The 25,310-nt window shown below is 53.4% G+C and carries 22 protein-coding genes and 1 pseudogene; 8 read left to right on the top strand and 15 right to left on the bottom strand.

Translation table 11 applies throughout. The annotated features are described in order from the left end of the window. The first annotated feature begins 82 nt into the window (after positions 1-82). Complete coding sequence (locus HPY30_09225) at positions 83-691, top strand: hypothetical protein (GenBank protein ID QYZ66154.1); 609 nt, start codon at positions 83-85, stop codon at positions 689-691. Positions 692-757: 66 nt separating this feature from the next. Here the strand turns inward: HPY30_09225 and HPY30_09220 are convergent, their stop codons facing one another. Together HPY30_09220 and HPY30_09215 are read right to left on the bottom strand one after the other, a co-directional pair. Beyond that, positions 758-1,072 (bottom strand): hypothetical protein, encoded by a 315-nt coding sequence (locus HPY30_09220; GenBank protein QYZ66153.1) that lies wholly within the window; start codon positions 1,070-1,072, stop codon positions 758-760. Between the two features lie 273 nt (positions 1,073-1,345). Further along, positions 1,346-2,791, bottom strand: a complete 1,446-nt coding sequence (locus tag HPY30_09215; protein ID QYZ66152.1) for a glutamate synthase subunit beta — start codon at positions 2,789-2,791, stop codon at positions 1,346-1,348. Between the two features lie 249 nt (positions 2,792-3,040). Here HPY30_09215 and HPY30_09210 point away from each other — a divergent pair. Beyond that, a pseudogene (locus tag HPY30_09210) lies at positions 3,041-3,148 on the top strand (type II toxin-antitoxin system ParD family antitoxin). A 30-nt stretch (positions 3,149-3,178) separates the two neighbouring features. On the opposite strand, the gene HPY30_09205 reads toward HPY30_09210, so the two are convergent. The 9 genes from HPY30_09205 to HPY30_09165 form a co-directional block, all read right to left on the bottom strand. After that, a protein-coding gene (locus HPY30_09205; GenBank protein ID QYZ66151.1) for an IS3 family transposase occupies positions 3,179-4,344 on the bottom strand; the annotation gives its coding sequence in 2 pieces (ribosomal slippage) (positions 3,179-4,083 and positions 4,083-4,344; 1,167 coding nt in all). 28 nt (positions 4,345-4,372) lie between these two features. After that, entirely contained in the window at positions 4,373-5,740 is a 1,368-nt protein-coding gene (locus HPY30_09200) for a hypothetical protein (protein QYZ66150.1), read from the bottom strand. Between the two features lie 339 nt (positions 5,741-6,079). Beyond that, positions 6,080-7,249, bottom strand: a complete 1,170-nt coding sequence (locus HPY30_09195; GenBank protein ID QYZ67980.1) for a sigma 54-interacting transcriptional regulator — start codon at positions 7,247-7,249, stop codon at positions 6,080-6,082. 649 nt (positions 7,250-7,898) lie between these two features. After that, positions 7,899-8,654, bottom strand: a complete 756-nt coding sequence (locus HPY30_09190; GenBank protein QYZ66149.1) for an ATP-binding protein — start codon at positions 8,652-8,654, stop codon at positions 7,899-7,901. Between the two features lie 16 nt (positions 8,655-8,670). Further along, positions 8,671-10,212 (bottom strand): IS21 family transposase, encoded by a 1,542-nt coding sequence (locus HPY30_09185; GenBank protein QYZ66148.1) that lies wholly within the window; start codon positions 10,210-10,212, stop codon positions 8,671-8,673. Between the two features lie 625 nt (positions 10,213-10,837). Further along, positions 10,838-11,071 (bottom strand): hypothetical protein, encoded by a 234-nt coding sequence (locus HPY30_09180; protein QYZ66147.1) that lies wholly within the window; start codon positions 11,069-11,071, stop codon positions 10,838-10,840. A gap of 140 nt (positions 11,072-11,211) precedes the next feature. After that, on the bottom strand, positions 11,212-11,757 hold the full coding sequence (locus tag HPY30_09175) for a hypothetical protein (GenBank protein ID QYZ66146.1): 546 nt from the start codon (positions 11,755-11,757) through the stop codon (positions 11,212-11,214). Positions 11,758-12,270: 513 nt separating this feature from the next. Next, positions 12,271-14,259 carry a DUF1566 domain-containing protein gene (locus tag HPY30_09170; GenBank protein ID QYZ66145.1) on the bottom strand — a complete coding sequence of 663 codons (1,989 nt, stop codon included), beginning with the start codon at positions 14,257-14,259 and terminating at the stop codon, positions 12,271-12,273. After that, positions 14,256-14,711, bottom strand: a complete 456-nt coding sequence (locus HPY30_09165) for a hypothetical protein (protein ID QYZ66144.1) — start codon at positions 14,709-14,711, stop codon at positions 14,256-14,258. The genes HPY30_09170 and HPY30_09165 overlap by 4 nt, the downstream gene beginning before the upstream one ends. A 640-nt stretch (positions 14,712-15,351) precedes the next feature. Between HPY30_09165 and HPY30_09160 the strand changes: the two genes are divergently transcribed. Both HPY30_09160 and HPY30_09155 read left to right on the top strand, forming a co-directional pair. Beyond that, positions 15,352-15,588: a DNA-binding protein gene (locus HPY30_09160; protein QYZ66143.1), complete on the top strand. Its 237-nt coding sequence runs from the start codon at positions 15,352-15,354 to the stop codon at positions 15,586-15,588. Beyond that, a complete protein-coding gene (locus HPY30_09155; protein QYZ66142.1) occupies positions 15,575-15,994 on the top strand; it encodes a type II toxin-antitoxin system VapC family toxin in 420 nt (139 codons plus the stop codon). Before HPY30_09160 ends, HPY30_09155 begins: the two co-directional genes overlap by 14 nt. 204 nt (positions 15,995-16,198) lie before the next feature. Here HPY30_09155 and HPY30_09150 read toward each other — a convergent pair whose 3' ends face one another. The 3 genes from HPY30_09150 to HPY30_09140 all read right to left on the bottom strand — a co-directional run bounded on the left by HPY30_09150 (position 16,199) and on the right by HPY30_09140 (position 18,893). After that, positions 16,199-17,098, bottom strand: a complete 900-nt coding sequence (locus tag HPY30_09150) for a hypothetical protein (protein ID QYZ66141.1) — start codon at positions 17,096-17,098, stop codon at positions 16,199-16,201. A 158-nt stretch (positions 17,099-17,256) separates the two neighbouring features. After that, positions 17,257-18,570, bottom strand: coding sequence for a type II toxin-antitoxin system HipA family toxin (locus HPY30_09145; GenBank protein ID QYZ66140.1), 1,314 nt, complete (start codon positions 18,568-18,570; stop codon positions 17,257-17,259). Further along, entirely contained in the window at positions 18,564-18,893 is a 330-nt protein-coding gene (locus HPY30_09140; GenBank protein QYZ66139.1) for a helix-turn-helix transcriptional regulator, read from the bottom strand. Before HPY30_09140 ends, HPY30_09145 begins: the two co-directional genes overlap by 7 nt. A gap of 289 nt (positions 18,894-19,182) precedes the next feature. Here HPY30_09140 and HPY30_09135 point away from each other — a divergent pair, with 289 nt between their 5' ends. Next, on the top strand, positions 19,183-19,854 hold the full coding sequence (locus tag HPY30_09135) for a rhodanese-like domain-containing protein (GenBank protein ID QYZ66138.1): 672 nt from the start codon (positions 19,183-19,185) through the stop codon (positions 19,852-19,854). Between the two features lie 74 nt (positions 19,855-19,928). Here the strand turns inward: HPY30_09135 and HPY30_09130 are convergent, their stop codons facing one another. Beyond that, positions 19,929-21,224, bottom strand: coding sequence for a citrate synthase (locus tag HPY30_09130; protein ID QYZ66137.1), 1,296 nt, complete (start codon positions 21,222-21,224; stop codon positions 19,929-19,931). Positions 21,225-21,692: 468 nt separating this feature from the next. Here HPY30_09130 and HPY30_09125 point away from each other — a divergent pair, with 468 nt between their 5' ends. The 3 genes from HPY30_09125 to HPY30_09115 are packed head-to-tail and all read left to right on the top strand — an operon-like array spanning position 21,693 to position 25,269. Further along, on the top strand, positions 21,693-22,319 hold the full coding sequence (locus HPY30_09125; protein QYZ66136.1) for a ferredoxin: 627 nt from the start codon (positions 21,693-21,695) through the stop codon (positions 22,317-22,319). Positions 22,320-22,359: 40 nt separating this feature from the next. After that, on the top strand, positions 22,360-23,973 hold the full coding sequence (locus HPY30_09120; GenBank protein ID QYZ66135.1) for an FAD-binding protein: 1,614 nt from the start codon (positions 22,360-22,362) through the stop codon (positions 23,971-23,973). A gap of 6 nt (positions 23,974-23,979) precedes the next feature. Continuing rightward, positions 23,980-25,269: an NADH-quinone oxidoreductase subunit F gene (locus HPY30_09115; protein ID QYZ66134.1), complete on the top strand. Its 1,290-nt coding sequence runs from the start codon at positions 23,980-23,982 to the stop codon at positions 25,267-25,269. Positions 25,270-25,310 lie beyond the last annotated feature (41 nt).

The raw sequence follows: 25,310 nt of genomic DNA, 5'->3' as shown, positions 1-25,310 counted from the left end.
CAGCAGAGTCCTCAATATGCCACAAAGCATGACGAACAGGGTATCAACTTGATTCTCATCGGCGCCACCAACCGCAATAGACATGAAAGCAAATAACCGGGAATCCCAGCGCCGTATCGCCTACGAAGCGGCCCGTATCCTCACCGAACTGCGTTCAGGAGATTACAACTACGCCTGCCAAAAGGCAGCCGACCGGCTTGGCCTAGGCGACAGACGCCTGATGCCCAATCGAGATGAGATCGAAAGCGCCTTGCGGGAGCAACAGCGTCTGTTTCGTGGAGAGGATCAGGCGACAGCACTGCAACATCTGCGCAGTCTCGCTATGGAAGCCATGGGCGCACTTGCCAGCTTCAAACCACTGCTGGTCGGCCCGGTTTTTGACGGCACTGCCGATCGGAACAGCCCAATCCGCCTGCACCTCTTTGCCGACACCCCGGAAGAGGTGATCTTTGCCCTCTCGGACCTGCACATCCCCTGGGATGAGAGCCAATGGAGAATGAAGTTTGGCGATGGCTCTAAGCAGACGATACCCGGTTTTCGTTTCCAGGCGGATGGAACCACCATCGAACTGGTGGTACTGCCGACCAAAGGACGCTTCAGCAAGCCTCTGGACCCCATCGACAACAGGGCAACCAAAGGGGCAACTCTGTCACAGCTGAAACAGCTCGACAGCCACGTTTCTCCCGTCTAGCCCCTTATCGCATGGAGGGCCGGAGTCAAATTTTACTTCGGCTCCGGCACGCCCCTAAACACGATCTTACGCCGCCTGCTTCTCCTCCATCGACTCGTGCATCATTACCGGCCCCAGTTCAGCAAAGGTAAAGAGACGGAATGCCCGTTCACCATTGTAGTCCAGCACCCTCAGATCATCGGTTTCGTGCAGATCATTGGCCACTACGGTGAAGTGACCACCGTAACGCGCCTTGGCCAGATCAAAAGGCACTTCATAGGCAAGAAACTTATCGATGCCTTTACTTGCGAGTTTTTCCAACATCTCAGGCTCTTCTATCGAGGTGTGAGAGGTGAGAATCATCAACGGACCGCTACCAGCCATTAACATAAAGACTTTCATGACAACCTCCTAAAAAGGTTCGACAAACCTCTCCGGTCTCGATGTAACGGCTGTGAGGAAACGAGACCGGGCAGGACATCGCTGTTATCAACGCCAACTCACTGGCTTTGGAGCAACCCCAAACCTCGGGGGTCTCCATCATCCCTACTTTAATTTTAGTTCATCTCCTGCAGGAAATTACCTTCCATGTAGGTTGGGTTAGCGCAGCGTAACCCAAAAAACACTCTGGCTGACGCCGCTCCTTGTCCGAGCATCTGTGCCAATAGCGAAACATCATATGCCCGGCAGATCACTCGATCCCGAAAGCCAGATATCCACCGCCCGCGCACACTGCCGCCCTTCGCGGATCGCCCACACCACTAAAGACTGTCCCCGGCGCACATCACCGCAGGCGAACACCCCCCTGACACTGGTCTGATAGTCCTGCTCATCCGCAGCCACGTTACCACGGTGATCGAATGCGACCCTTAAATACTCCAGCAGCCCCGCATGCACGGGATGGGCATACCCCATCGCCAGCAATACAAGTCCGGCCGACATCTGTTGCTGCTGATTTGGAAGCGGCTGCTTCGACCAACTGCCATCCGCCTGTTGAATCCACAACAGACGCTGCATCGATACACGGTTTATACCACCGCCACTCCCCTCAAAACTGCAGGTATCCCAACCCCAGATACGCTCCGCACCCTCTGCCTCTGTATCCGTTTCGCCCGCTTGCGGCACCGGTTGCGGCCAGTGCTCCAGCACATCCGCATCTTTTGAAGGGCGGTCATGGTACTGCACCTGAGTCACCACTTTCGCCCCCTGCCGAATTGCCGTACCCAGACAATCGCTGCCGGTATCTCCACCACCAATCACCACCACCGACTGGTCTCTGGCGTCAATCTCAGATGCCGGGGCTATTTCATCCCCCGCAACCCGCCGGTTCTGCTGTGAGAGAAAGTCGAGAGCATAGTGAATACCCCGCAACTCACGACCAGGAACAACCACCTCGCGAGGTTGAGCCGAACCACAAGCCAATACCATTGCATCCGACGACTGCTGCAGCTCCGGCACAGCCATCGAAACGCCAACATGGACCCCCGTGCGGAAAGAGACACCCTCGGCTTCGAGCTGTTGCAAACGACGATCCACGATCCGCTTGTCGAGCCGGAAATCGGGGATGCCGTAGCGCAACAGACCGCCGATGCGATCTGCCTTTTCAAAGACCGTCACCATGTAACCCGCACGCGCCAACTGCTGGGCACAGGCCAAGCCCGCAGGGCCTGAGCCGATGACCGACACCCGTTGATCCCGCTTATTTTCGCTGGGCTGCGGCTGCACCCAACCGGACGACCAGGCGCGCTCTGCAATCGCCAGCTCAATATTTTTTATCGTGACCGGGAATTGGGCGAGACTGAGGGTACAGGCGTTTTCACAGGGGGCGGGGCAGAGACGCCCGGTGATCTCAGGAAAGCTGTTGGTCGTATCCAACTGATCGTAGGCATGGCGCCAGTCCCGGCTCTCCACCAACGTGTTCCACTCGGGGATGATGTTATGCACCGGGCAGTAGTGGTGGCAGTAAGGTGTGCCGCAATCCATGCAACGGTTAGCCTGTCTTGCTGCCTGATTTTCAGGCATGACATCGACATATTCACCCCAGTGGCGAATACGGACCTTGGGTTGCTCTTTGGCCGCCTCCTCCCGCGGGCACCGCAGAAAACCATGGAGATCTTGCATGAATCTCTGACCAATGATGACCTAAGTAGAGTTTAGGTCATCTGGTCAGAGCCAGTTGGAAGGTCAGATTTATTGCTCGATTGTCATCTCGACCGTAAGGCGAGATCTCAAGCTACTGTGTTGGCAGCGAGTTACCAGACAGCAAAAAAACTGTGGTGCGTCCCCTATTGTTGTCTGTTGTTTTCGTATCCAAGCTATAGGTTATACTACTAAGTAGTATTTATTCTTACCACACCCCAGAGGCAACCCATGGCCACAGTCGAAAAACTCAGCATCGCCCTGACCCCAGAAATTGCCCAGGAAGTTCGTATGGCGGTCAAAAGTGGTGACTACGCTAGCAGTAGCGAAGTGATACGTTGACGTGGTCAAGGATTTTGTTACACCCAGTTAAGCCGCTTTTTTCTGCGCCATCATTTGCTGCTCAAAATCATTCGGACTCATATAATCCAGGTATGAATGCAGCCGCGTACTATTATAAAACATGGAAATATATTCCAATATGTCCTGCTGGGCTTCGTAACGTGTCTGGTAGCTTCTCCAATGCACCCGTTCCTGCTTGAGGCTGCCAAAGAAGCTTTCCACTACAGCATTATCCCAGCAGTCACCCTTCCTGCTCATACTGCCATTGATATCATGGGCTTTGAGTAACCGCCGAAAAGCCTTGCTGGCATATTGAGAACCACGATCTGAGTGGTGAATCAATCCGCCCTTCGGTCGACGTCGCCAGATCGCCATTTGCAATGCATCACAGACCAGCTTTGCCTTCATCCGGGAACTCATGCTCCAGCCGACCACTTTACGTGAATACAGGTCTATCACTACCGCCAGGTATAACCAGCCTTCCTGGGTCCATACATAAGTCACGTCCGCCGCATAGACATGATCGGGCTGGGCCACAGCAAACTCTCGCTTGAGCAGGTTGTTAAAAACCGACTGCTGGTGGTTACTGTTTGTCGTAACCTTATATTTCCTGCGCTGACGCGCCTGTACATTGGCTTCACGCATTAACTTCCTTGCCTTATTCCGACTCACCGGATAGCCCAGGACATTCAAGGCTTTTTTCATTCTGCGACTGCCATAAGTGTAGTCTGAACTCTTGGCGATATCCTCAACCCACTCCAGCATCTCCTGATGTATTCGGTCTGGCCTGTTACCCAAGCCCCTTTGATACTGGTAGTAACCATTACGACTCACACCCAAAACCTGACATTGCAAGCTGATTGGATAGGCATTCTTATGCTGGGTGATGAACGAATATTTCACTTCGTTTCTGCTGCAAAGAATACCGTTGCTTTTTTTAAGATTTCTTTCTCCATCTCAAGGCGTTTAACCTGAGCCTTGAGCTTCCTGATTTCTTCCTGTTCAGAACTCAACTTGCCATTGCCTCGAAATGCCTGCCCATCTTCTGCCTGATGTTCTTTCACCCAGCGCCCCAGCATTTGGGCATTGATGCCCAGACTGTTTGCTGCTTCCCTTCGAGTATATTCCTGCTCAAGAACCAGACTGACCGCGTCTAGCTTGAATTCCTTCGAATATTTCTTTCGTTCTTTCATTTTTCTACCTCAGTTAAGTCAATGATGCTTAACTGGGGTGTACCTGTCCATTGGACCACGTCAGTTGCTCAACGTCACTTCTAAGCTGAGTTTTTTCGGGAGTCGGAAGCATCCAGTCTTTCGGGTTGTTGTCATCATCCAGCTTTTGCAGGAGGCTCGTCAGACTGTCTATTGCATCCTCATAGTTTCCAGCACTGATCGCATTTGCTGCGGAATTAAGCTTATTGGAAAGTGCGTTTCGTCTTCCCTTCGCAGCGTTGTTGTTCTTTGCATCGATCACGCTGAGATCATACGCCAATGCGTCTGCGCTAATCATGCGTAGCCAATCTTCGGTGTACCCGCTGGTCACTCCGGGATCATTCGGAAGAGGGTCTACCGCGTCATCAACACCATCACTATCAGGGTTATTTGGGTTCGTACCCAAGCCATTGACTTCGTCCCCATCTGAGACGCCATCACCATCACTATCTGGATTCAACGGATCAGTTCCTGTAGCAGGATCAACTTCGGTACCGTCCAATAGACCGTCACCATCGGAGTCCGCATTGTTCGGATCAGTTCCTAGCAAGAGTTCCATGCCGTCTCCCAGGCCATCTCCATCAGCGTCATTAAAAGTGTTCGGATCTGGATCGGAGCCATCGGATAGACCGTCACCATCGGTATCCGGATTGAGCGGATCGGTACCCGCGCCCAACTCGTCCCCGTCATTTAGACCATCGTTATCTGAGTCCGCATTGTTAGGGTCGGTGCCGTAAATATTCGTTTCGTCATCATCTGAAATGCCATCTCCGTCTGTGTCGGTGATGATATTTGTTTGCAAAATCTGCATACCGGCGATTGTCGATGCCACACCGTAGAAGCCTCCAGGAACGGCATTTGCGGTAATGGTTATTATCCCGCTTCCATCCGATATAGCGCCACTAAGAACCCCGTAAGCTGCCATCGGGAACGGAGGTGCGCTTACAGCCCCAGCAGGCTTGACCTGTGCTATTAATCCCGGTTGCGCCGAAATTGTGAAATCCGCCCAATAAAAGCCGTCGTAGAATGCAATATCATAGGTTGAGTTTGCGGCGAGTCCGGAAATCGTAATCGTTTCCTGCAGATTAAAGGTGTAAATCCAATCAATAAGCAGAGGGTTCGGCTGTGAGCCGTTGGCAAAACTGGCCCCATGCGTCGTGGTAACTGAAATCCCGCTAGATCCCGATCCGTCTGCATAGAGCAGGTTGGTGCCACCACTGCCAGAAGGGCCGGCCGGGTTCCATAAAGTATCTGAGCCGCTGCCCAACACCCCCAATCCAGTGTAGGTGCTACCTCCAGACTGGAAGTCAATATTCACAATCGGCCCAGCGGCATATGCCGCCGAGACTCCGCCCACCATCACAGCAAGCCCCAACATGAGCCCGCAAAAGTTATTTTTTTGTTTTCATCGTTTTTCTCCTTATCGTTATCGTGACCGGTGTGCTTCTCATCGCGAGGCACACTATGAATGCTAGGCGTTCCCCACAGGCACCTCGTACTCGTTTCTCCCGTTGACTCTCTCTGGTTACGTAAAGTCAAAGCAAGTTGCAGGCCAAAGATGACATGATGGGTAATAACCTGGATAACGTTCTAATTTCGTTTGGTTTCTATCGGGAAGAGAAGCTCAGGGAGGCTGGTCGATGCGGGGGCGCAACCCACCCTATGGGGTGGATCCCACGCTATGGGGTGGTGGGTTTGCCGGAGTCTTACACCTGGCTCAGGGTTTTGGCGGGCGGTGAATACCGTGTTTTTGCATGCGTTTTCGTAGGGTACTGGGAGGGACACCCAAGGCCTTGGCGGCCCCGCTTTCCCCCTCGATCTTCCAGTGGGTCACTTCGAGCGCCCTGACGATGCAGCAGGCTTCGGACTCGGCGAGGGTCCGGGGACAGGGGGACACCTCGGGTACACCCAGCGTGTCCATCAGGCGAAGACGGGGACCTTGGGTGTTGATCACCGCCCGTTCGATCACGTTCTGCAGCTCGCGGACGTTGCCGGGCCAGGGGTAGCGTTGCAGGGCCTCCATCGCTCTGGTCGGTACGGTGTCAATGGATTTGCCCGATTTGTGGGCAAGCTTCTCGACAAAGGCGCCCACCAGCAGGGGGATGTCCTCCCGACGCTCCCTGAGTGGCGGCACGGTGATCGGAAACACCTGCAACCGGTAGTAGAGATCTTTCCGAAACCGGCCGCTGCGAACCTCTTCCTCCAGCTCTCGATTGGTCGCGGTGATGACCCGGACGTTCACCGGGATCGTCCGTGAACTGCCCAGCCGCTCGAACTCACCGTCCTGGAGCACCCGCAGCAGCTTGCTCTGGAGTTCCAGTGGCAGCTCGCCGATCTCGTCCAGAAACAGGGTTCCGCCGTCGGCCACTTCGAACCGCCCCGCCCGTTTGGCTTCGGCCCCGGTAAAAGCGCCTTTTTCGTGACCAAAGAGTTCGCTTTCGATCAGGTTCGCCGGCAAGGACGCGCAGTTCACTTTGACCAGGGGCCGGGCTTTGCGGGGACTCCACTGGTGAATGGCCCGGGCGACAAGCTCCTTGCCTACCCCGGTCTCACCGAGCAGCAGGACGGTCGTGTCGGAGGAGGCGACTTGCTCCGCCCGGAAGAGGACGGACTTGAGGACCTCACTTTGGCCGATGATCCCGTCGACGTTGTGCTCTCCCTTGACCTCTTCACGCAGATAGACGTTTTCCACCTGGAGTTGCTGCTGGAGCGTCTGGATCTCCAAAAACGCCTTCTGCAGCGACTCGTCGGCCTGCTTGCGGCTTAGTGCATTGGAAAATATCTCCCCTACCAGCCGCAATTGTTGAACCACCCCGTCGGCCCAGGGGCGCTCTGTGCGAAAGGAAGCAAAGGTGACCGCTCCGATAACGGAACCGGCCACCGCCAGCGGGATTGCCACCGCCGACTTGGGGCCGTACTTTCGTAGATACTCTTGGTCACGCGTTGCTTCGGCGGGCAGATCGTCACTTTTCGAAAACAGGATCATTTCGCCGAGGAGCATCTTCTCGGCAGCCCAGGGCAATTGGTTAGTCGCAACCCATGCCGGGGCTGGCTCGCACCCCGGGGCCGTCCACGTGTGGGTGGCGCGAAAGTGGGTTCTGCCTTCCGAGAACTCGAACAGGGCGCTTTGATCCACCTGCAAAGAGTCTGCGATGCATTTCAGCCCCTGCTCGATCTGTAGGTCCACCTCACCGGGCGGCAGATTCAGGAACCGAGTCGAGAGTTGAGAGAGCAGGGTTTCGAACCGAAGCTGCTCTTCAACTGCCGCTTCGGCCTGCTCCAGTTCTATGAGCTTCTTTCTCAAACGCTGGTTTGACGCTCTCAGCTCGACCACACACTCCATCCCCCTGAGTTCGAGCTCTTCGTTTTGCTGTCGCAGCTCCTCTTCGGCAGCATGCAATTTCTGGTGGGAGGTCAGCAAGGCCTTGAGGGTCTCGGTGGGTATCGCTTCCCCATTGCGTATTCCGGTGAAGATGAACACCGATTCCGGACGAACGTGAACACCTGATTTCTCAACGCATCACGAGTGTGGATTATTAGCTCAAGTGTTCATCATCAGTCAACAGGCCCATGCGTTTTCGCATCGACTCCCCCTTGAGCACAAGGCGATGGGCGTTATGCATTAAACGGTCGAGGATGGCATCAGCCAGCGTGTTATCGCCGATGCTGGCATACCACTGGTCGGTGGGTAGCTGACTGATCACCAATATGGAGGTAGTACCGTGACGATCATCCATAATTTCCATCAGATCGTTGCGGTGAGCCGGCTTCAACGGTTCCAGCCCCCAGTCATCGATGACCAGTAACTGGAGCTTGGCCAGCTGCTTGAGCTGTTTGTGGTAAGTGCCATCGGCCTTGGCCTGGGTCAGTTCCAGCAATAGCCGTGAGAGGCGGTAGTAGCGGACACTGTAACCATGTAAACAGGCATTGTGGCCCAGCGCACAGGCAAGGTAGGTCTTGCCGCTACCGCAGGGGCCGGTGATCAGCAGATTCTGGGCACGATTGATCCAGTCACTCTGTGCCAGTTGGGCGATCTGTGATCGAGTGATATTGCGTGGATGCTGATAGTCGATCTCCTGCACACTGGCCCTGAGCTTGAAGCGGGCCTGGCGGATGAGTCGTTCCTGTTTACGCTGGTCACGTGTCAGACTCTCCTGTTCAAGCAGCAGATCGAGTCGTTCAATAAAAGGCAGTCCCTCATAGGTGCCGACCTGTTCCAACTGGATTTGCAGGGCGTGGGCCATACCGCCGAGTTTGAGTTGACGCAGTTGCGTGAGTGTTTGTGTCGTCATTGCTGTTTTCTCTGGATTAATGGAAGTTGTGGGGGCCACGGATGTTTTCGTGGTCCTGGGGTAACTCAACCTGCAGGTCGAGCTGTTCTGGGAGTTTGTCGCGGTTGCTTTGCAGAATGGATTTGACCTGCTTGAGTCGTAGCAACCCTTCGCGGTTAGCGATGTTGCAAGCCGCGTTGAGCCGTTGGGCCGGGTAGTCCCGGCTGAGGTTGAGCAGGCCAAGGCAGACTCGGTAGGCCTGCTCAGGATGTGCCTTGGTGGTGAGCTGGGTATCCACCCAGACAAGCACCGCAGGACCCACATCTTTGGCCCAGTTCTTCAGACGTCCCGGTGTCCACTGCTGATGCTTCTGATGGCGCTTGGGCATGTGGCTTGCCTCGGTGGTTGTGCCGGGGCGATGTTTGCGTGGATGAGCAGCCACCTGGCGCTGTCGGAAGTAGAGCGTGACCAGGGTATCGCTGGCGTGCAGTTCCAGCGTCTCGCCGACATACTGATGGGGAACCGAGTAGTGGTGCTGATGATGCTGTACGTGATAGTCGATATTGACCTTTACCGACTTGATCTCGACATACCGATAGGGGTGTGCCGGCAACGGTTTCAATGCCGGTTTGTCGAGCTGTTCGAAGGCGTGTAGACGGTTACCCGGCAACTGCTTGAATGGCTTCTGATTCAGATCATCAAGCAGGGCGCGAATGCATTGATTCACCTCCGCCAGTGAGAAGAAACTATGGCGACGCAGGCGGGCCAGTATCCAACGCTCGACGATCTGAACGCCTACCTCTGCCTTGGACTTGTCTTTGGGTTTGTAGGGTCGTGCCGGCACCACAGCCACTTGGTAGTGTTCGGCCAGCTGCTGGTAACTCGCATTGAGATCCGGATCATAGCGACACGCTTTACTGACACCACTGCGAAGATTGTCCGGGATGACCATTTCACTACAGCCACCGAAGAATTCAAACATCCTTACATGACTGCCCAGCCAGTCGGGCAATGACTGTGTGAGTGTCGCCTCGGCATAGGTGTAATTGGAGGCGCCAAGTACACCGACAAATACCTGTGCATCGCGGCTCTCACCGGTGCAGGCATTGATGATCGGTACGGTCGGCCCACAGTAGTCGACAAAGTACTTCTCACCGGCTTTATGGGTCTGTCGCATAGAACGTTTTTGCTGACTACGCCAGTGACGGTAGCGGTCACAGAATTGTGAGTAGCTATAGCAACGGTTGGGGTACTGCCCTGTGTATTCCTCCCACAGCAGTTGCTTGGTCATACCTTTGCGTTTGAGCTCCTGGTGAACGACCGACCAGTCAGGCACCTGGAAGCGGGTGGATTTGCGGGTGTCGGCACCGGGGTAGAAAAGCTGAGCTAACCGAGTGTCATCCAGCTCATCGGACAGTGGCCAGGACAACTCCAACTCACCGGCTTTAACCAGTAGCTTCTGAATGGCGCCGACGCTGACCTTGGTGCTGTCTTTGATTTGCCGGATGGAGAGTCCAGCAGCGAATCGTAGTCGAAGAATATCGCGGATTTTGCGCATTGTGATCCTCTGTGCAGCCATGGTCTCTTCCCGAAAAGTGAGAGACCATAACAAAGAGATGAAAAAACAATGCGTTGGGAGGTATTCCGGAGCAACGTGAACAGTGATTCCGGGATGGTGAACACCGATTCCGGAAAATCCGTAAAAGTGTTCACGTTGAAACCAGAATCAGCGTTCATGTTCCGCCGGAATAGGTGTTCATGATGGGCCGGAATATGCACCCATTCACCCGCCGCCCACTGGGGGCTTGTCGCAGGCTTTCTACCCACTTGTGAAGCACCTTGATGTTGAGGGTTGATGAATCCGTACCCATTGTTTTTCTCACAGTGCAAAAATTCTGATTATCACATCTCAGCCCGACCCGATGTCGACATGCTATCTACATCGACAATGCAGGGGGGGGGTTCTGCACTCCCTTGCTTTCGCCCTCGGAGGAGATCCTCTCAACATCGATAGCCTGTGACCCCACTAAATTCAGGCTGAGTAGTTACTTAGCAAATCGATTAAAACGGCACAGACTAATCATTATTGTATTTATTGAGCCCTTTTTGCTTATATTTCAGCAGTATGCGCCTGCTTGAGATATAGGGTTAATACCTTAAATTATTTCACTTAGGGGTGTATTTGCAGATAGATCTAGAAGTTTTCACGGATAGATTTTTTGGTAAGGCACGAGATTATTTATTTTTGTCGTCGCGGCTTGCTGAAACGGTCGACAAACCGCGCTTACATGGTAAAGCGTACCGCAATCCATGCAGCGGTTAGCCTGTCTTGCCGCCTGATTTTCAGGCATGACATCGACATATTCACCCCAGTGGCGAATACGAACCTTGGGAAGTTCTTTGGCCGCCGCCTCCCGCGGGAGGCGGCAGAAAACCATGGAGATCTTGCATGAATCTCTGAGCGATGATGACCTAATGTAGAGTTTAGGTCATCTGGTCAGCGTCAGTTGGAAAGTCTGGTTTATCGAAAAAACTGTGGTGCGTCCTATTTTATACATTCAGACCACGCTGAAGAGCATCATCCGTGTTTCTGTAAATGGCTGTGCAGAGCCGGGTAACGTTCCTGTAACCCTGGCGCCAGCAATGGATCCTGGTCAGCTGGCAATGCCCCGCTGGCATAGTCGAAGTCATCCGAACCCAGCTGTTCGGCCAGCAACGGGAAGGCCTTCTCCTCTTCAAACGTCATGTGGCTGCGCTGATGGTCCAGGTAGTCTCGACCCAGCTTCTCCACTTCTTCAATCGAGAGACCATCCGGTTTACCCAACTGCTCAATGGCCAGCCTGAATTCACGCGTCATGTTCATAATCGCCTGGTGATGAACCAGCAATTGCTCCAGCGCCTCGCGCCCATCGTCTGTTCGCGCCAGGTTAATCTGGTAGAGGTGATCTTCAATCGGGTGATGAATGGTGTCGGAGTAGTCTCGCATGTAGTTCGCCACCTCCGTGATCAAATCGACCGAGGTCATGCCTCCCTGTTTCAGACGATCCAGTTCGGCTTCGAAAATATCCATCAATTTGAAAAAATGGACGTGGTCGCGGTAGAGCTTAAGTAGGGTTTCATGCATGACTACACCTGGTCGCAGCTTCTGTTTATCCGCAGTTTGCCCAATCACGCCCCAAAGTTCCAGTGGCAAATTTACCTAGACTTTTTATGGTTATTATCCAGCCCGTTTCTGAATAGGAGTCAGACCGCGATTTACTGACAATTGATCATAAGAAATCGCATGAGAAAGCGTGGTCTGTCCCCTATTATTCCCGTTGGAGGGATTGAGCTGGTGCGCGTGATGCATGGTATGCGAACGTAGGGTGCGCCGTGCGCACCATGATGGCTGTAACTGCTTATTCAGGTGCGCACAGCGCACCCTACCAAGTGCTCATGCAAAAAAGGGGACAGATCAAATAGTGGACAAAATCTTTCCCTTTCCCACACTATTCAAACCAGCCGAATCGAGCTTGGGGTCAGAGTAAAACTCAAAACTCCGAAGAGTATTGTTACTCTGACCCCAAACTCCTTTGAAAATCGGTTGGAAATTAGCGTGGCCACTTTTTTCTAAGATACGGATTCAGGAACAAGCCAATTATATCCCGTCCCAATGACTTGCTCCAGCACAACTGTTAGGAGAATCTTCACCAGCGCTTATGTTTATAGGAGTTTGTAGAAACTTCCCCCAATCTCTAGAATCAAATGATTCGAATATATTTAGTGACTCCAAACTATTCGCAATCGCTGTAGGTTTGTAAAGGCCAAAGTGTAGATGGCTAGGCATCTGATCCTTAGGATCCAAGTGATCATCAAGTGGTGTATTATTAGATACAGTGCCAAGGTATCTAGTAGCATCTCTATCAATGCTAGGCAATCCTCCTCCTTCTGTGTTACCTGTGTCTCTTACTTCCTCCAATTTTCCAAGTAAAACAGCATCAATCTCTAGATGCATATATCCAGTGTACCATTCACGTAGCCGTTTCCCAGACTCTAGTCGAATTGGGGTCATATGTTTTATGAGGATATATCCAAAGTCCTTATCGAAATCTACTATTATGCCCGGTGCAACTGCATACACGGCCTCACCACGATCATCGTTTGTGGCACCGTAGTTCAAATCAAGCGCGCAGCTTTCATCCAGAACATAGTCGCCAAAATAATCAAACGGGGTATGATTATCAACAGTGATTCCAGTCACATGATATTCACTTCCATATGTTGGACGCCAACCGCCGTCATTCTCTGGTAGCGGGGAAAAAACAAGCCCGTCACCGCGAGCCGTTAGAGCAAGCATTTGTGGGCTAATCTCTTTTTCTGCACTATATACTATTCCTTGTTGAATTCTGAGATAGAAATTCTGTGACCGGTCACCAGCAAACGGCGTTGAACTCCATATCCCGTCAGAAACACCGGCATTGGAAGCAGATGGAAACAGCGTAGGATTAATAGCACTTCCTTCTGAGTCAAACCAAGCTATAGACATAAGTTCAAAAATGTTTGGAATCTTCCAATCATTATGCTCGTCTTCTCTTGCTGTGTTCGATTCAGCAATTAGTGCATCTGCATCTCCGTAGGTTAGTAATGAAGGCAGGCCTTCGCAAATTCCATTTCTCCAAATAGTTCCAATCGCGCATCGCTTCCACACTCTGCCGGTGTCGAAATCTAGTATTTCTCCCTTTGTTCTGTCAAAGCATAAGCGTGTTGTATGTTCTAAGTGAGGCTGTCGACAATCCGGGGCTCCTGTCGCTCTTGGAAAAGACCCCAAGCCAATAGGCGTGTCTATGTCTTTTTCATTCGCGACGGCACGTATATGAACTTTACCGAACAGATTATGTGTTGTTAACAAGCTAGCAGAGTTGGTATTAATCACACCGCCACCAAAACTGACTGTATATATATCTGGGCCATTGCCGCCCTGTGCCGCTACTGCAATTTCACTTGTCCAGTAATGATACGTACCATCTGTATCAGGAAAGAAAGCAGAATCGATATCATTGACTGTGGATTGCAGACTCTTCAAAGAAGTCAGCTCATGCGTTGTAGGAAGTCGCCAGTTTGATTTTCCGCAGTGCTGGATTGCATTTAGATATTGTATGTACTCAGTTGTTGATCCGCACTCTATGCCGCTGCTCAAGCAATCCGCTTTTATAGAATCCATATTTGCTGCGACATATGCATCCATGTCTTGCTCATCCCAGATGTAAGCATTAGCCTTTCCACGTATTCCGCTGCTGCTTTTTACCTCCCAGATGAGATTTGTAGCGCTATCAGAAACGCAGCCCGGCGATATTGAGTCGTATTCCTTAGCTGCTTTTGCAGCAGCAGGCCCACCAGGATAGTTATCATAAGCGTCAATTCCGTGTTTTGAGTCATGACTAACGTAGTGACAACTCTCTTCTTCTGAATAACACGTCGTTACTCCAGTATCATTAATTACGCCAATGCTAGAAACATTTGGCTTTTTCAATGTAACATCTGTGAGATTAGACTCCTCTTCGGGAGTTGGACCCGAGCCAAGAATCAACCAAACACCTGCTATTAATACAAGGTAGTGATATAACCTTGGTATAACATAATCGTTCATTTTTCTATATCCTTATTTTTTATTACTGACTCAAACCAATACATAGTCAGAAGTGCAACCACACCACCGACACAAACCGCAATTATGTCCAGCCAATCGAAAGTACCGTTGGCCAAATATGATGAAATGCCGAACAGATCAGGAATCTTCTCAATGAAATTCGTTGGAATTGCTTGCCCTACTTCAAAAATGGCATTGATCAACAGCCATAGCATGATTGCGTAATACTTAGATTTAAACGCAAGTGCAGACCAAGTGAATAGTGACAACGCATAGATGTGGATGAATGAGGGAATCCAGCCATTTTCAATAAACCATGAAATTATTGAGACATACTCAGGGCCAACAGCAACATGGATACCAACTGAATTTCGCACCAGAAGATAGTATGCGAAGCCCAATATGAGGAGTGTTACCGCAAATAAATTGATCTCCTTTCTTTGACTTTCCATTTTGTCCCCTTGTTCCTGTGCAGGCGACATGCTTTCAAGACGGCGTTGTTTGCGTTGCCCAGCTCCTGAATAGGACTTAACATCGTCAAAGTGGCTGCAAAAAGAGCCCCGTCCCTTGTCCTGCGAATCCTGTGCGTTGGTTTTGCTTGGTATTGTTTACAATTCAACAGGAATTAAAGGCAACAATCAGGCCAGCATTACAAACCCTTACTACAACAATGGGTTACATACCCCAGCTTAATGTTCGGGTATTTTCTTACGTAAAAAGTGTAAATATTGTCGACATCACAGGCTGCCGCATAGGTAATAAAACTCCTGGAGCGTCGTGCTGTATTCATAATTATTGTTGAAATTTCCGAGAAAACAGCACCCTATGTCTACTCCACAGTTCTTTAGTCCATTTGCGATACTGTAAAGATTTTCGACAGGCCTAACTTTGGCGGCCAAACCAATATCTTTATAACCCGTCGATTTAATAAGCTAAACATCAAGTAAGACCCGTGTAGAAATGGCTCTCAAAAGACAGGTGTTCTGGCCGTCTTGCTACACATCCCAGGCTCACCTTCAATTGCTATCAATGATTGCACCGCCCTCTTCGCGCCGCTATCATTACTTTATCCGCATCAGATGGAGCAGGCTAATGGCGAGTCTCGTGGTGAGAAACCTGGATCAAGGCGTCGTGGACGCACTTAAACAGCGAGCCGCACGGCACGGCCGTAGCGCCGAAGCCGAACATCGCGCATTGCTCGAAGAGTTATTATTAATACAAAAGGGGAAGAGCTTTGCAGAAGCTGTCGCTACGATGCCCGACGTGGGACTGGATGAGGATTTTGAACGGGTAGAGGACGGGAACTGCAACAAGCATGTATTTAGTTGACACCAATGTCATCAGCGAGGCGCGTAAAAAAACAAAAGCCAACAGCGGAGTACAGGCGTTCTTCAGGCAGGCCACCGAAGACGAATCACGGATATTCATATCGGTTGTCACCGTCGGCGAATTGCGACGCGGCGTTGAATTAATCAGACACAGAAGCGATTCGCTGCAGGCAACTCAATTGGAGAACTGGCTTGATCTCTTGCTGAATGATTACCAGGATCACATTCTCGATATCAATCCGGATATCGCGCAACTTTGGGGTCGGCTCCGAGTACCTCATCCTGGAAAGGCACTGGACAAGCTCATTGCCGCAACCGCTCTAATCCATGATCTAACAGTCGTTACACGCAATCACAAGGATTTTAAAATAACGGGAGTTCGACTGTTGAATCCGTTCTGCTCGTAAATTAAACATCTTAATTTTCGGAGTTAGCGGTAATGGTTGGCATTGTGCGTGGCTTCCCTAAAGGTGACGAACGTAGGGTGCGCCGTGCGCACCTGATTGCTGTAACTGCTTATTCAGGTGCGCACGGCACACCCTACCAGGCGCTTATGCAGAAAAAGGTACAGATCAAATATTGGACAACATCTTTCCCTTTTCCCACACCAATTAAACCAGCCGAATAAAATAGGCGCGGCGAAGCTCCACCAGCTTCTCTTCAAATTCGCTGATATCGTCTTCGACAAGTTCCAGGATCATCTGCTTGGATTGCAGCTCTTCAATCAACCGTGCCTTCTGCGACAACATGGCTTTGAGCACTCTCTTTTTGCGCAGGCTGTCGAAGGCGATGACAGCTCGGTCTTTCTGCACCACCATTTCATCTTTCTGTACAGCAATCCGCTGCTCAAGCCCTGCCAGCTCGCACTCTGTCTTATCGATCATCTCTTTGTAATCCCGATTGATCTGAAAAAGATTGTCGACTCCCTGCTCCGTCCACTCCTGGATCTCCATAAATGCCTTTTGGTTCGACAAGGCGAGCGTATTGATGGATTCCGGCAGTAACAGCAGGTGTTCATAGACCATCATCCAGCTGCCCTTTCTGTTTCTGAAAAGCTGACTCATGTAGTAGAGCAACTGCCCCACCACCTCTCTGTAGTCGAAGGCCGGATACTCCTGGCTAATCGCTTCGATTACGTCCGCATAGTCGACAGAGGTGATAATGAAGGGGCACTTCATCTCTTCCGCCAGTCCCTTGGCGTAGATGCCGGTCAAGTGGCTGATGATATTCCGGTAGTCTTTGGCAGAGACGCCAGCCCTTCCAGAGCGGATAATCTGTGAAACTTCCAGCAGCATCTCCTGGATCTGACTGACATCGATACTCCTGCTGCCCTGCTCCGACAGCGCCGCATCGAGATAGTCGATGTAGTCATCCAGCAGTTCGCGGAGGCGATGAGGATCAGCGCCTTTCCCGTCCCGGGAACAGAGACTCATCAGCTCGACACGTAGATCCCGGATATCCGGACGCGTTTTCGCTATCGAGCGTCCATTGAGATTGTGTAACTTAGCCATGACCCTTCCAGTGCCAATAATCTGCTTTTCTTGATTAGGGTGGCGGCCACAGACGCCTAATCTGGAGGCGTGAAGAGGAAAAACATGAACTGGGTTCGTAAGTTACATCGGATGAGGGTTTGCTTCTGCCGATTTCCGCCCACACACCTGGGCGGAGCCTACAAAAAGGTCAGACGATGCTGTTTGGCGATGGCTCTAATGGTTGCCTTTTCCACCCCGGCAGCGCTGGCAAATTCCGGCCACCGACTCACGGCCTCAACAACCTCATCGACCCTCTCCGGAATGTTCGGCAGGCTGATCGACTCGCCCACTGCGAGTAGATCGGCCATGGAGAAACCATCCCGCTTGCCGTTGATCGTCATCTGGTGCTGATGGGTCCATCTGCCCGCTGGATTGTGGGCGTAGGTTACATCGAAGGCCGGGGAGAGGCGCCAGAGACCCGCTTCCCCCATAAGAAAGGCGATGTTTTTGGTGTGGTCGTCCTGATTCCGCGCCACCACGTTGAACAGCATGCGGCGAAACTGCTGCGCAGCCTCGGCTTTAGACAGCCTGAGCCGACGCATCACCGCGAAGGCCTGCTCGTAGCCATACTCCCCCGGCAGATTGAAATCGTAGTGACCCACACCGCACAGCGACTGCATATGCAGTTTTTTGCCCTGCAACCGATCGAAGCGGCGAGTAAGGAAGTGCGCCCTGCCCCCCTCTTCCAGGAGCCGACACTCGGTCATCCTGACGCCTGCAGCTTTCGCCATCAGATAGTAGGCATATTCGATGCGCCCGTAACCCTTTGGTTTGCCGAGTTCCAGATCATCGACTCCATCGAACTTCAACAGCCAGTAGTCGTAACCCGCAGGCGCCTCGACCTGCCCGGAGCGCACCTTGCCCGCCCCATTCATGGCGATTACCGCCTTCGGCCGGGCGCCACCCGCGGAGGTACCGACCCGCAAAATGTCGAGAATCCCCTCCTCCCCTTCGCGGCCAACACCATTCAGCTCCACATCCAGCAGCCCCCGCTCTGTGGTGATCTGCTGCGCCAAGATGACCAGCTCGGCAATTTCAACCGGCACCGATGTTTCCGTCTGCCGGGTGACCGGCGGCAGAAATTCCAATGCCCCCATACCGCGCCGACCTGTGTAACAGAGGCGCTCCACCGGCGAGAAACTCTTTTCATCCCGTCCATTGCGCGCCAGCCAGGTGTCGATAATCCGGTTACCGAACTTGTCCGGCAATGCATCTGCCAGCAGGCCGGGCAGACCCCTGAAGGTCTCACGATTCAGGGCGGGAAATGTGTAGATGCCATCCCCCTCTCGCGCCTCCTGCAGCCCCATGTGGACCGGCGAAAGGTCAAGCCCGAGGTTGAGAAAATCCCGGTCGAATTCAAAAACCGCATGTTCCTGCGCTTCTCGCCAGGAGACGGCCCCCACCCGGTGGCCCCAGAGCATCACCAGCGCAGTGTCGACCTTCGCTACCATTCGACTTCCTTATCATCCGGCCTGCCGCGACTGCCGGTGGCGCGCTGGCGTTTATGCCCACCCATTTCAAGCAGTTGCAGCGGGCTGATACCCGGGTCGGGAATAAAGTCACCGATACTCTCCAGCGCCCCCAACTCCCGCAGCACGGCAACAAGAGTGCTGAGCTTCGCCTTGCCAGCCTCCAGGGCCTTGATGGTGGAGAGGGAGAGCAGGGTCCGGTCTGCAAGCTGTTGTTGAGTGAGATTTTTTCTCAGCCGCAACTCGCGAAAACGTTTTCCAAGCTCGGCCAGAACAACTTTGTCGGTCAGCGAATAATAATCCATAACAGTCTTAATATAAGTTCTTATTTATAAATGATGCCGTTAATGGTCTGCTTATAAACTATAAATAGGAAATAATACGCGGAAAGTCAACCTCTTAATATAAAGATAGCTAAATAATCCATTAACAGTATATAAATTTGTTAGAAGCTTATTTCTAAACTGTTATATGATTAATTGCAGGATCGGCGCCTACACAATGCCCAGGGTTTTCATGTAGAGCCAAAGTTAGATAATCTGACTAAGTAGAACCAAGCCATTCCCTGAACCAGCCAAACTACCGGTAAAGACCATGCCAGCAACAATTCCCCCTATAAAAATAACCTTCGGCCTGCTACTTCTCCTTTTTGTCAGCGGCAATGCCGCCGCACTGGAAGTCAACATCACCAACACAGTCGACCAGTTTCAGGTGCACCACGGCGAACATGACATCTCCATCCTGCGCAACCAGGACACCGACGCTGTGATTGAATTCAACTTCGCCCGCACCTCCAGGCCCTGCCCCCCTTTCTGCGCCCAACCCATGCAGCTGGAAAAGAGTGTGGAGACCATCGGCGAGGTCGAGCTGGTGGCATTTATGCAGGGGCCGTTGGCCGATGGCTCTGGCCTGCTGATCGATGCTAGGACGGAGGAGTGGCATGAACGCGGCACCATTCCCGGCTCCATCAACATCCCTTTCAACCAACTGAATCCGGAACAGGGCGCTGACGAGCTGACCCTGGAAGAGGCCCTCGCCCGCCTGGGTGTGCGTGAAACAGAAAAAGGGCGGGATTTCTCAGCGGCAAAACAGCTCGCACTCTGGTGTAACGGCCCCTGGTGCGGTCAGTCGCCGAGCGCCATCAAGGGACTGCTGAGCGTTGGTTATCCCGCAGGCAAGATCAAATACTATCGGGGCGGCATGCAGCTTTGGCGAATCTTCGGCCTGCCTGTAGTCTCGCCGGATGGCAAATTGGTCGACGATTGATATTTATACCGCAGAACGTAGGGTGCGCTGCGCGCACCCTACCAGAAGTTACGGTGAGTGCGCCGCTCCTACAATCAACGCTCATCCAGCGGCACATACTGCCGCCGTTGATAGCCGTTATAGAGCTGCCGGGGCCGGCCGATCCGCTGTTGCGGGTCGTCCATCATCTCCAACCAGTGAGCCACCCAACCCACGGTGCGGGCAATGGAGAACATCACGGTGAACATATTGTTGGGAATGCCCAAGGCCCTGTAGATGATGCCGGAGTAGAAGTCGATGTTGGGGTAGAGTTTGCGTTCGATAAAATAGTCGTCACTGAGCGCAATCTCCTCAAGACGCATCGCCAGCTCGAACATTGGATTATTCTGATCCGCAAGGGCCTGCAGGCACTCATGACTGACCTTGCGGGTGAGGGTCGCCCGCGGATCGCGGTTTTTATAGACCCGATGACCAAAACCCATGAGGCGGAACTTGTCGTTCTTGTCCTTGGCGCGGGCGATATATTTGTCGATATTCGAGACATCGCCGATCTCCGTGAGCATATCCAGCACCGCCTCATTAGCCCCGCCGTGGGCCGGTCCCCAGAGCGATGCGATACCCGCCGCGATACAGGCAAAAGGATTGGCCTGGGAACTGCCGGCCAGACGCACCGTGGAGGTACTGGCATTCTGCTCATGATCGGCATGCAGGATAAAAAGCAGATTCAACGCCTTCACCGCCACAGGATCCGGTTCATAATCCTCACAGGGGGTGGCATACATCATGTGCAGCATGTTCTCGCAGTAGGAGAGGCTATTCCGTGGATACATGATCGGTTCACCGATACTGTGCTTGTAGCTGGCAGCAGCGATAGTGGGCATCTTGGAGATCAGCCGATGGGCGGAGACCTCCCGGTGACGCGGGTCGTTGATATCGAGGGAGTCGTGATAGAAGGCCGACAGCGACCCCACTACGCCGACCATGACCGCCATCGGATGGGCATTACTTTGAAAGCCTTTGAAAAAACCCTTCAGGCTCTCGTTGATCATCGTGTGGTGGGTGATGATTCCGTCAAACCGTTCCAACTCATCCTTATTGGGCAGTTCGCCGTTGAGCAGCAGGTAGGCCACTTCGATAAAATTGCCACTCTCCGCCAGCTGTTCGATGGGATAACCCCGGTATTCGAGTATCCCCTCTTCGCCGTCGATATAGGTAATGCCGCTGGTACAGCTGGCTGTGGACATAAAACCCGGATCGTAGGTAAAGACCCCCATCTTCCGGTAGAGACTGGTGACATCGACCGTCGGAGGGCCCTGCACTGATTCACGCACCATCAGTTTGACCGCATCACCAGCCTCATCGTTGGTAAGGGTAAAGGTCTTTTCTGCCATCTTTGAACTCCTCGGCACCAGCCTTTTCAGGCGGGACCATCGACCGTTGTTGTTAACTGGCTTTGCACAATAATACCAAAGGGGTCTCGCGGCGAATATTCAGATCCTTCGTGCAGCGCCATGTATTATTTATGGGTACTCAACTGAGCAGTGACGGATGCGCACTGCAATAAACAGAAATTTTTCACCCCTCAAAATATAGACCAGATTTTTTACCACCACCCCCCGGTTACGTTATGATTGGCCATTCAAAAATCGGATGAACAGGCTAAATTTCGCCTGGATGTGTGCAAACAGCGCAAAAAATATATAATAACCGATTGATTTAATAAGGATTGGCGACTTTGAGTCTTATGGGTCCAAAGTCGAGTTCTGATTTCCTCACAAGCTCCGCACGGACACAACGCCGCGAATATCTGCACAGCGTCCTGACAATCGATGTATTGAACAACAACTTTTCCAGAATTTATGAGTGAGACAAGCGAACAACTCGTCAACCTGACCATCAACAGCAAGCCGATCAACGCCCCGGGATCCCTTTCTGTTATCCAGGCGCTGTGGCATGCCGGTTATCCACGGGTAAAAAGTGTCGGCTGCCTTGAAGGCGTCTGCGGCTCCTGCCGGGTCATGGTGCGCCGCGCCGACAGCCACGAGCTCAAAATGGAGCTGGGTTGTCAGCTGCTGGTGGAGGAGGGGATGGAGGTCATCTTTCTGGTCTTCCCCAACCCAACCCATCACACATACCAACTGGAGGACATCAAGAACTCCTGGGAAGTGCAGGACCAGTTCCATCAGATCTTCCCGGAAGCCGACCACTGCCGGCACTGTGGCGGCTGCGACAAGTCCTGCCCCAAAGGCATAGAGATCGAGCGCGGCGTTGATCTTGCCAGCAAGGGGCGTTTCGGCGAAGCCGGGGAGCTGTTCATCGAGTGCGTGATGTGCAACTTCTGCATGACCGCCTGCCCGGAGCTCATTGCCCCCAACCATGTGGGACTCTTCTCCCGCCGCGTCACCGCCTATTTCCACATCCGCCCGTCAAACCTGATCAACCGCCTGGAAATGCTCCGCAAAGGCGATTTGCAGATCACGCAGTAACCCCCGACTGCCCGGCAATCTCAAATATAGACTGGTACCCATGACCAACGGAATCCCTTACAGCGAAGCACTCAGCAATTACACGCCAGAGCGCTTTCGCGAGCCCAGCGACGACAAAACGAAAACCCGGGATCTGCTTGAGCAGTTCCACCCCGATTATATGCCGGACTCCATGGCCACCCTCAAAGTCGGCCCCAATCTGGGGGATGACTGTCATAAACAACTGGCCGACGCCCTTCAATCGGATGCCCGTATTGAAGAGGCCGATCTGGCCGGCGCCAACACCGTGGAGACCGACATTCTGGTGGTGGGCGGCGGCGGGGCTGGATGCACCGCTGCGCTGACTGCCGCCCGCAAGGGCGCAAAGGTGATCCTGGCTACCAAGCTGCGGCTGGGTGACAGCAATACCGTGATGGCCGAAGGAGGCATCCAGACCTCAGTGGAAAAGGGGGACACCCCCCAGATGCACTATGACGACACCGTCAAGGGCGGCCATCACTACGTGGACAAACCACTGGCGGCGCAGATGGTGATGGACGGCCCGGATGTCATCCGCTGGCTGATCCAACAAGGCATGCAGTTCGACGTGGACAAGTACGGCGATCTGCTGACACGCCGTGCAGGCGGCACCTCCGCCCCCCGCGTCGTCTACTACCGGGACTACACAGGCCTGGAGATGATGCGTGTACTGCGTGAGGCGCTGACCAACGCCGGCATCGAAGTCTGGGACTACAATCCGACCGTTGAACTGCTCTCCAACGACCAGGGCCACTGCGCAGGCGCCGTTGTCTCTTCACTGAAAAACTGCTCTTACACCCTGGTAAAAGCGAAGGCAGTGATACTCGCCACCGGCGGCATCGGCCGCATGCACCTTAATGGCTTTCCCACATCGAACCACTTCGGCGCCACAGGCGACGGCTTGGTAATGGCCTATCGGATGGGGGCAAAACTCCGTGATCTCGACTCCTTCCAGTATCACCCCTCTGGTCTGGCCTATCCGCAACACCTTGCCGGAACCCTGATCACCGAAGGGGTACGCTCTGCCGGGGCCTACCTGCTGAATGGTCACGGCGACCGTTTCGTCGACGAACTCGGGCCGCGGGACCACGTCGCCGCCGCAATCCTGCGGGAGTGCGAAGAGGGCAGAGGCGTCCAGGTCAATGAAACGACCCGCGGTATCTGGCTCGACACCCCTGGCGTTGAGCTGCGCAATCCCGGCATCCTGAAGAGCCGCTTCCCCAAACTGCTGCATCTCGGCCGCAAATGCGGCACCGATCCGGCCCAGAAGCCACTGTTGATCTATCCGACGCTGCACTATCAGAACGGAGGCGTTGTGATTGACAACAACGGCTGCTCCACCGTGCGCGGGCTCTACTGCATCGGCGAAGTCTGTGGCGGTATCCATGGCAAAAACCGGCTGATGGGCAACTCCCTGCTCGACATCATCAGCTTCGGCCGCAGGGCCGGGGAGCATGCGGCCACAGAGGTTCACGGCCGCCCACATAGCAACGTCTCCACGGAGCATCTGAGCGAACTGCGCCGCCAGCTGACCCTGGCCGATATGCCGATGGAGAATCAGGGGCCGATACTGTTCCCCGACTATGCCAAGTTCGAGACCGACTCGGACTACGACGGCCTGCACAAAGCCAAATAGGATCTCATGGATAATCTCAATCAAGTACTGCTCAACGAGAGCCAACGGGTCGGCGCCGATTTTAAGGCATGGAAAGCCGTTGCCGACAGTGAAGGATTGCAGTTAGCCCTGCTCGAAGAGCCGGAAAACCTCATAGAAATAATCCGGGAAGCGGGTCTGCGTGGGCTGGGGGGCAGCGGCTTCCCAACCTATAAGAAATGGCAGTACATGGCCGCCCAAAAGGACGCCACCGAAAAATATCTGATCGTCAACGGCAACGAGGATGAACCCGGCACCTTCAAGGATCGCATCCTGCTGGAGGAGACACCGCATCAGGTGATCGAAGGGGCCTGCATCTGCGCCCTGGCCTGCGGCATCAACCGCATCATCTTCTACATCAACCCGGAACAGAAGGCGTCGCTGGAGAACATGCGCAACGCGGTTGCCCAGTGGGAGCAGTCGGAACTCTACTTCTCCCTCTCGAAGAAGACCGGGGAGCCCGTAGAGTTCGAGGTAATGGCCACCTCGGGACACTACATCGGCGGCGAAGAGACCGCCGCCATCGAATCGGTGGAGGGCAACTTCCCCTTTCCCCGGGGCAAACCGCCGTTTCCCGCGGAATCGGGCGTACACGGCCACCCCACACTCATCAACAACACCGAGACCATCGCCAATGTGGGCCACATCATCAAACATGGCGCGGCCTGGTACCAGGAGCAGGGACTCGGTGAAGCCAGCGGCACCAAGATCTACTGCCTCAGTGGCGATGTCCTCAAACCTGGTGCCTACGAACTGCCGATGGGCACACCACTTGCGGATCTGATCTTCGATTACGGCGGCGGCATGCTGGTGGGAAAACTGTTGAAGGCAGTGTTTACCGGCGGCCCTTCGAACACCATCCTGACCCCGATGGACCTGGACGTACCTCTCGACTTCGATTCAGTGGCGGCACGCCGCTCGGCGCTTGGCACCGGCGCCATGATCGTCGTCTCGGAGGGCACCGGTATCGTCAAGCGGGTCACCGAGTACGTCAACTTCTTTGCCGGCGCCTCCTGCGGTCAATGCCCGCCATGCAAGACCGGCACCTACTACATCTCCCGTCTGTTGAGCAAAATAGACACGGGGCAGGGCAGTCAGGCCGATCTGGATTCACTCTACAGTCTGTGCGAAATGTTGCCGGGCACCGGACGCTGCCATCTGCTGGACGGCGCGGTCAAGGTGGTGGAGAGCTCTCTCTACCATTTCAAGGAGGAGTATGAGGAGGCGATCATGCCTGCCACCCGCTTCGGTATGGAGAATTTTGGCGGCACCGACTGATCAAGCACAGCGGATCGGGTATTTTCGAATTACCGGGACAC

The organism is Gammaproteobacteria bacterium (ex Lamellibrachia satsuma) (assembly GCA_019623805.1).
Taxonomy (GTDB): domain Bacteria; phylum Pseudomonadota; class Gammaproteobacteria; order Chromatiales; family Chromatiaceae; genus QGON01.
Note: the sequence above shows the minus strand (reverse complement) of the source record. Positions and strands in the feature narration are given on the sequence as shown.

What these genes read in the sequence shown, in the direction of transcription:
- HPY30_09145 (QYZ66140.1), bottom strand. Translation starts at nt 18,570, where the DNA reads ATGGTAGCGAAGGTCGACACTGCGCTGGTGATGCTCTGGGGCCACCGG.
- HPY30_09190 (QYZ66149.1), bottom strand. Translation starts at nt 8,654, where the DNA reads ATGACGACACAAACACTCACGCAACTGCGTCAACTCAAACTCGGCGGT.
- HPY30_09150 (QYZ66141.1), bottom strand. Translation starts at nt 17,098, where the DNA reads ATGGCTAAGTTACACAATCTCAATGGACGCTCGATAGCGAAAACGCGT.
- HPY30_09135 (QYZ66138.1), top strand. Translation starts at nt 19,183, where the DNA reads ATGCCAGCAACAATTCCCCCTATAAAAATAACCTTCGGCCTGCTACTT.
- HPY30_09215 (QYZ66152.1), bottom strand. Translation starts at nt 2,791, where the DNA reads ATGCAAGATCTCCATGGTTTTCTGCGGTGCCCGCGGGAGGAGGCGGCC.
- HPY30_09120 (QYZ66135.1), top strand. Translation starts at nt 22,360, where the DNA reads ATGACCAACGGAATCCCTTACAGCGAAGCACTCAGCAATTACACGCCA.
- HPY30_09185 (QYZ66148.1), bottom strand. Translation starts at nt 10,212, where the DNA reads ATGGCTGCACAGAGGATCACAATGCGCAAAATCCGCGATATTCTTCGA.
- HPY30_09180 (QYZ66147.1), bottom strand. Translation starts at nt 11,071, where the DNA reads ATGGTTTTCTGCCGCCTCCCGCGGGAGGCGGCGGCCAAAGAACTTCCC.
- HPY30_09225 (QYZ66154.1), top strand. Translation starts at nt 83, where the DNA reads ATGAAAGCAAATAACCGGGAATCCCAGCGCCGTATCGCCTACGAAGCG.
- HPY30_09200 (QYZ66150.1), bottom strand. Translation starts at nt 5,740, where the DNA reads ATGTTGGGGCTTGCTGTGATGGTGGGCGGAGTCTCGGCGGCATATGCC.
- HPY30_09140 (QYZ66139.1), bottom strand. Translation starts at nt 18,893, where the DNA reads ATGGATTATTATTCGCTGACCGACAAAGTTGTTCTGGCCGAGCTTGGA.
- HPY30_09220 (QYZ66153.1), bottom strand. Translation starts at nt 1,072, where the DNA reads ATGAAAGTCTTTATGTTAATGGCTGGTAGCGGTCCGTTGATGATTCTC.
- HPY30_09130 (QYZ66137.1), bottom strand. Translation starts at nt 21,224, where the DNA reads ATGGCAGAAAAGACCTTTACCCTTACCAACGATGAGGCTGGTGATGCG.
- HPY30_09115 (QYZ66134.1), top strand. Translation starts at nt 23,980, where the DNA reads ATGGATAATCTCAATCAAGTACTGCTCAACGAGAGCCAACGGGTCGGC.
- HPY30_09165 (QYZ66144.1), bottom strand. Translation starts at nt 14,711, where the DNA reads ATGGAAAGTCAAAGAAAGGAGATCAATTTATTTGCGGTAACACTCCTC.
- HPY30_09160 (QYZ66143.1), top strand. Translation starts at nt 15,352, where the DNA reads ATGGCGAGTCTCGTGGTGAGAAACCTGGATCAAGGCGTCGTGGACGCA.
- HPY30_09125 (QYZ66136.1), top strand. Translation starts at nt 21,693, where the DNA reads ATGAGTGAGACAAGCGAACAACTCGTCAACCTGACCATCAACAGCAAG.
- HPY30_09155 (QYZ66142.1), top strand. Translation starts at nt 15,575, where the DNA reads ATGTATTTAGTTGACACCAATGTCATCAGCGAGGCGCGTAAAAAAACA.
- HPY30_09170 (QYZ66145.1), bottom strand. Translation starts at nt 14,259, where the DNA reads ATGAACGATTATGTTATACCAAGGTTATATCACTACCTTGTATTAATA.
- HPY30_09175 (QYZ66146.1), bottom strand. Translation starts at nt 11,757, where the DNA reads ATGCATGAAACCCTACTTAAGCTCTACCGCGACCACGTCCATTTTTTC.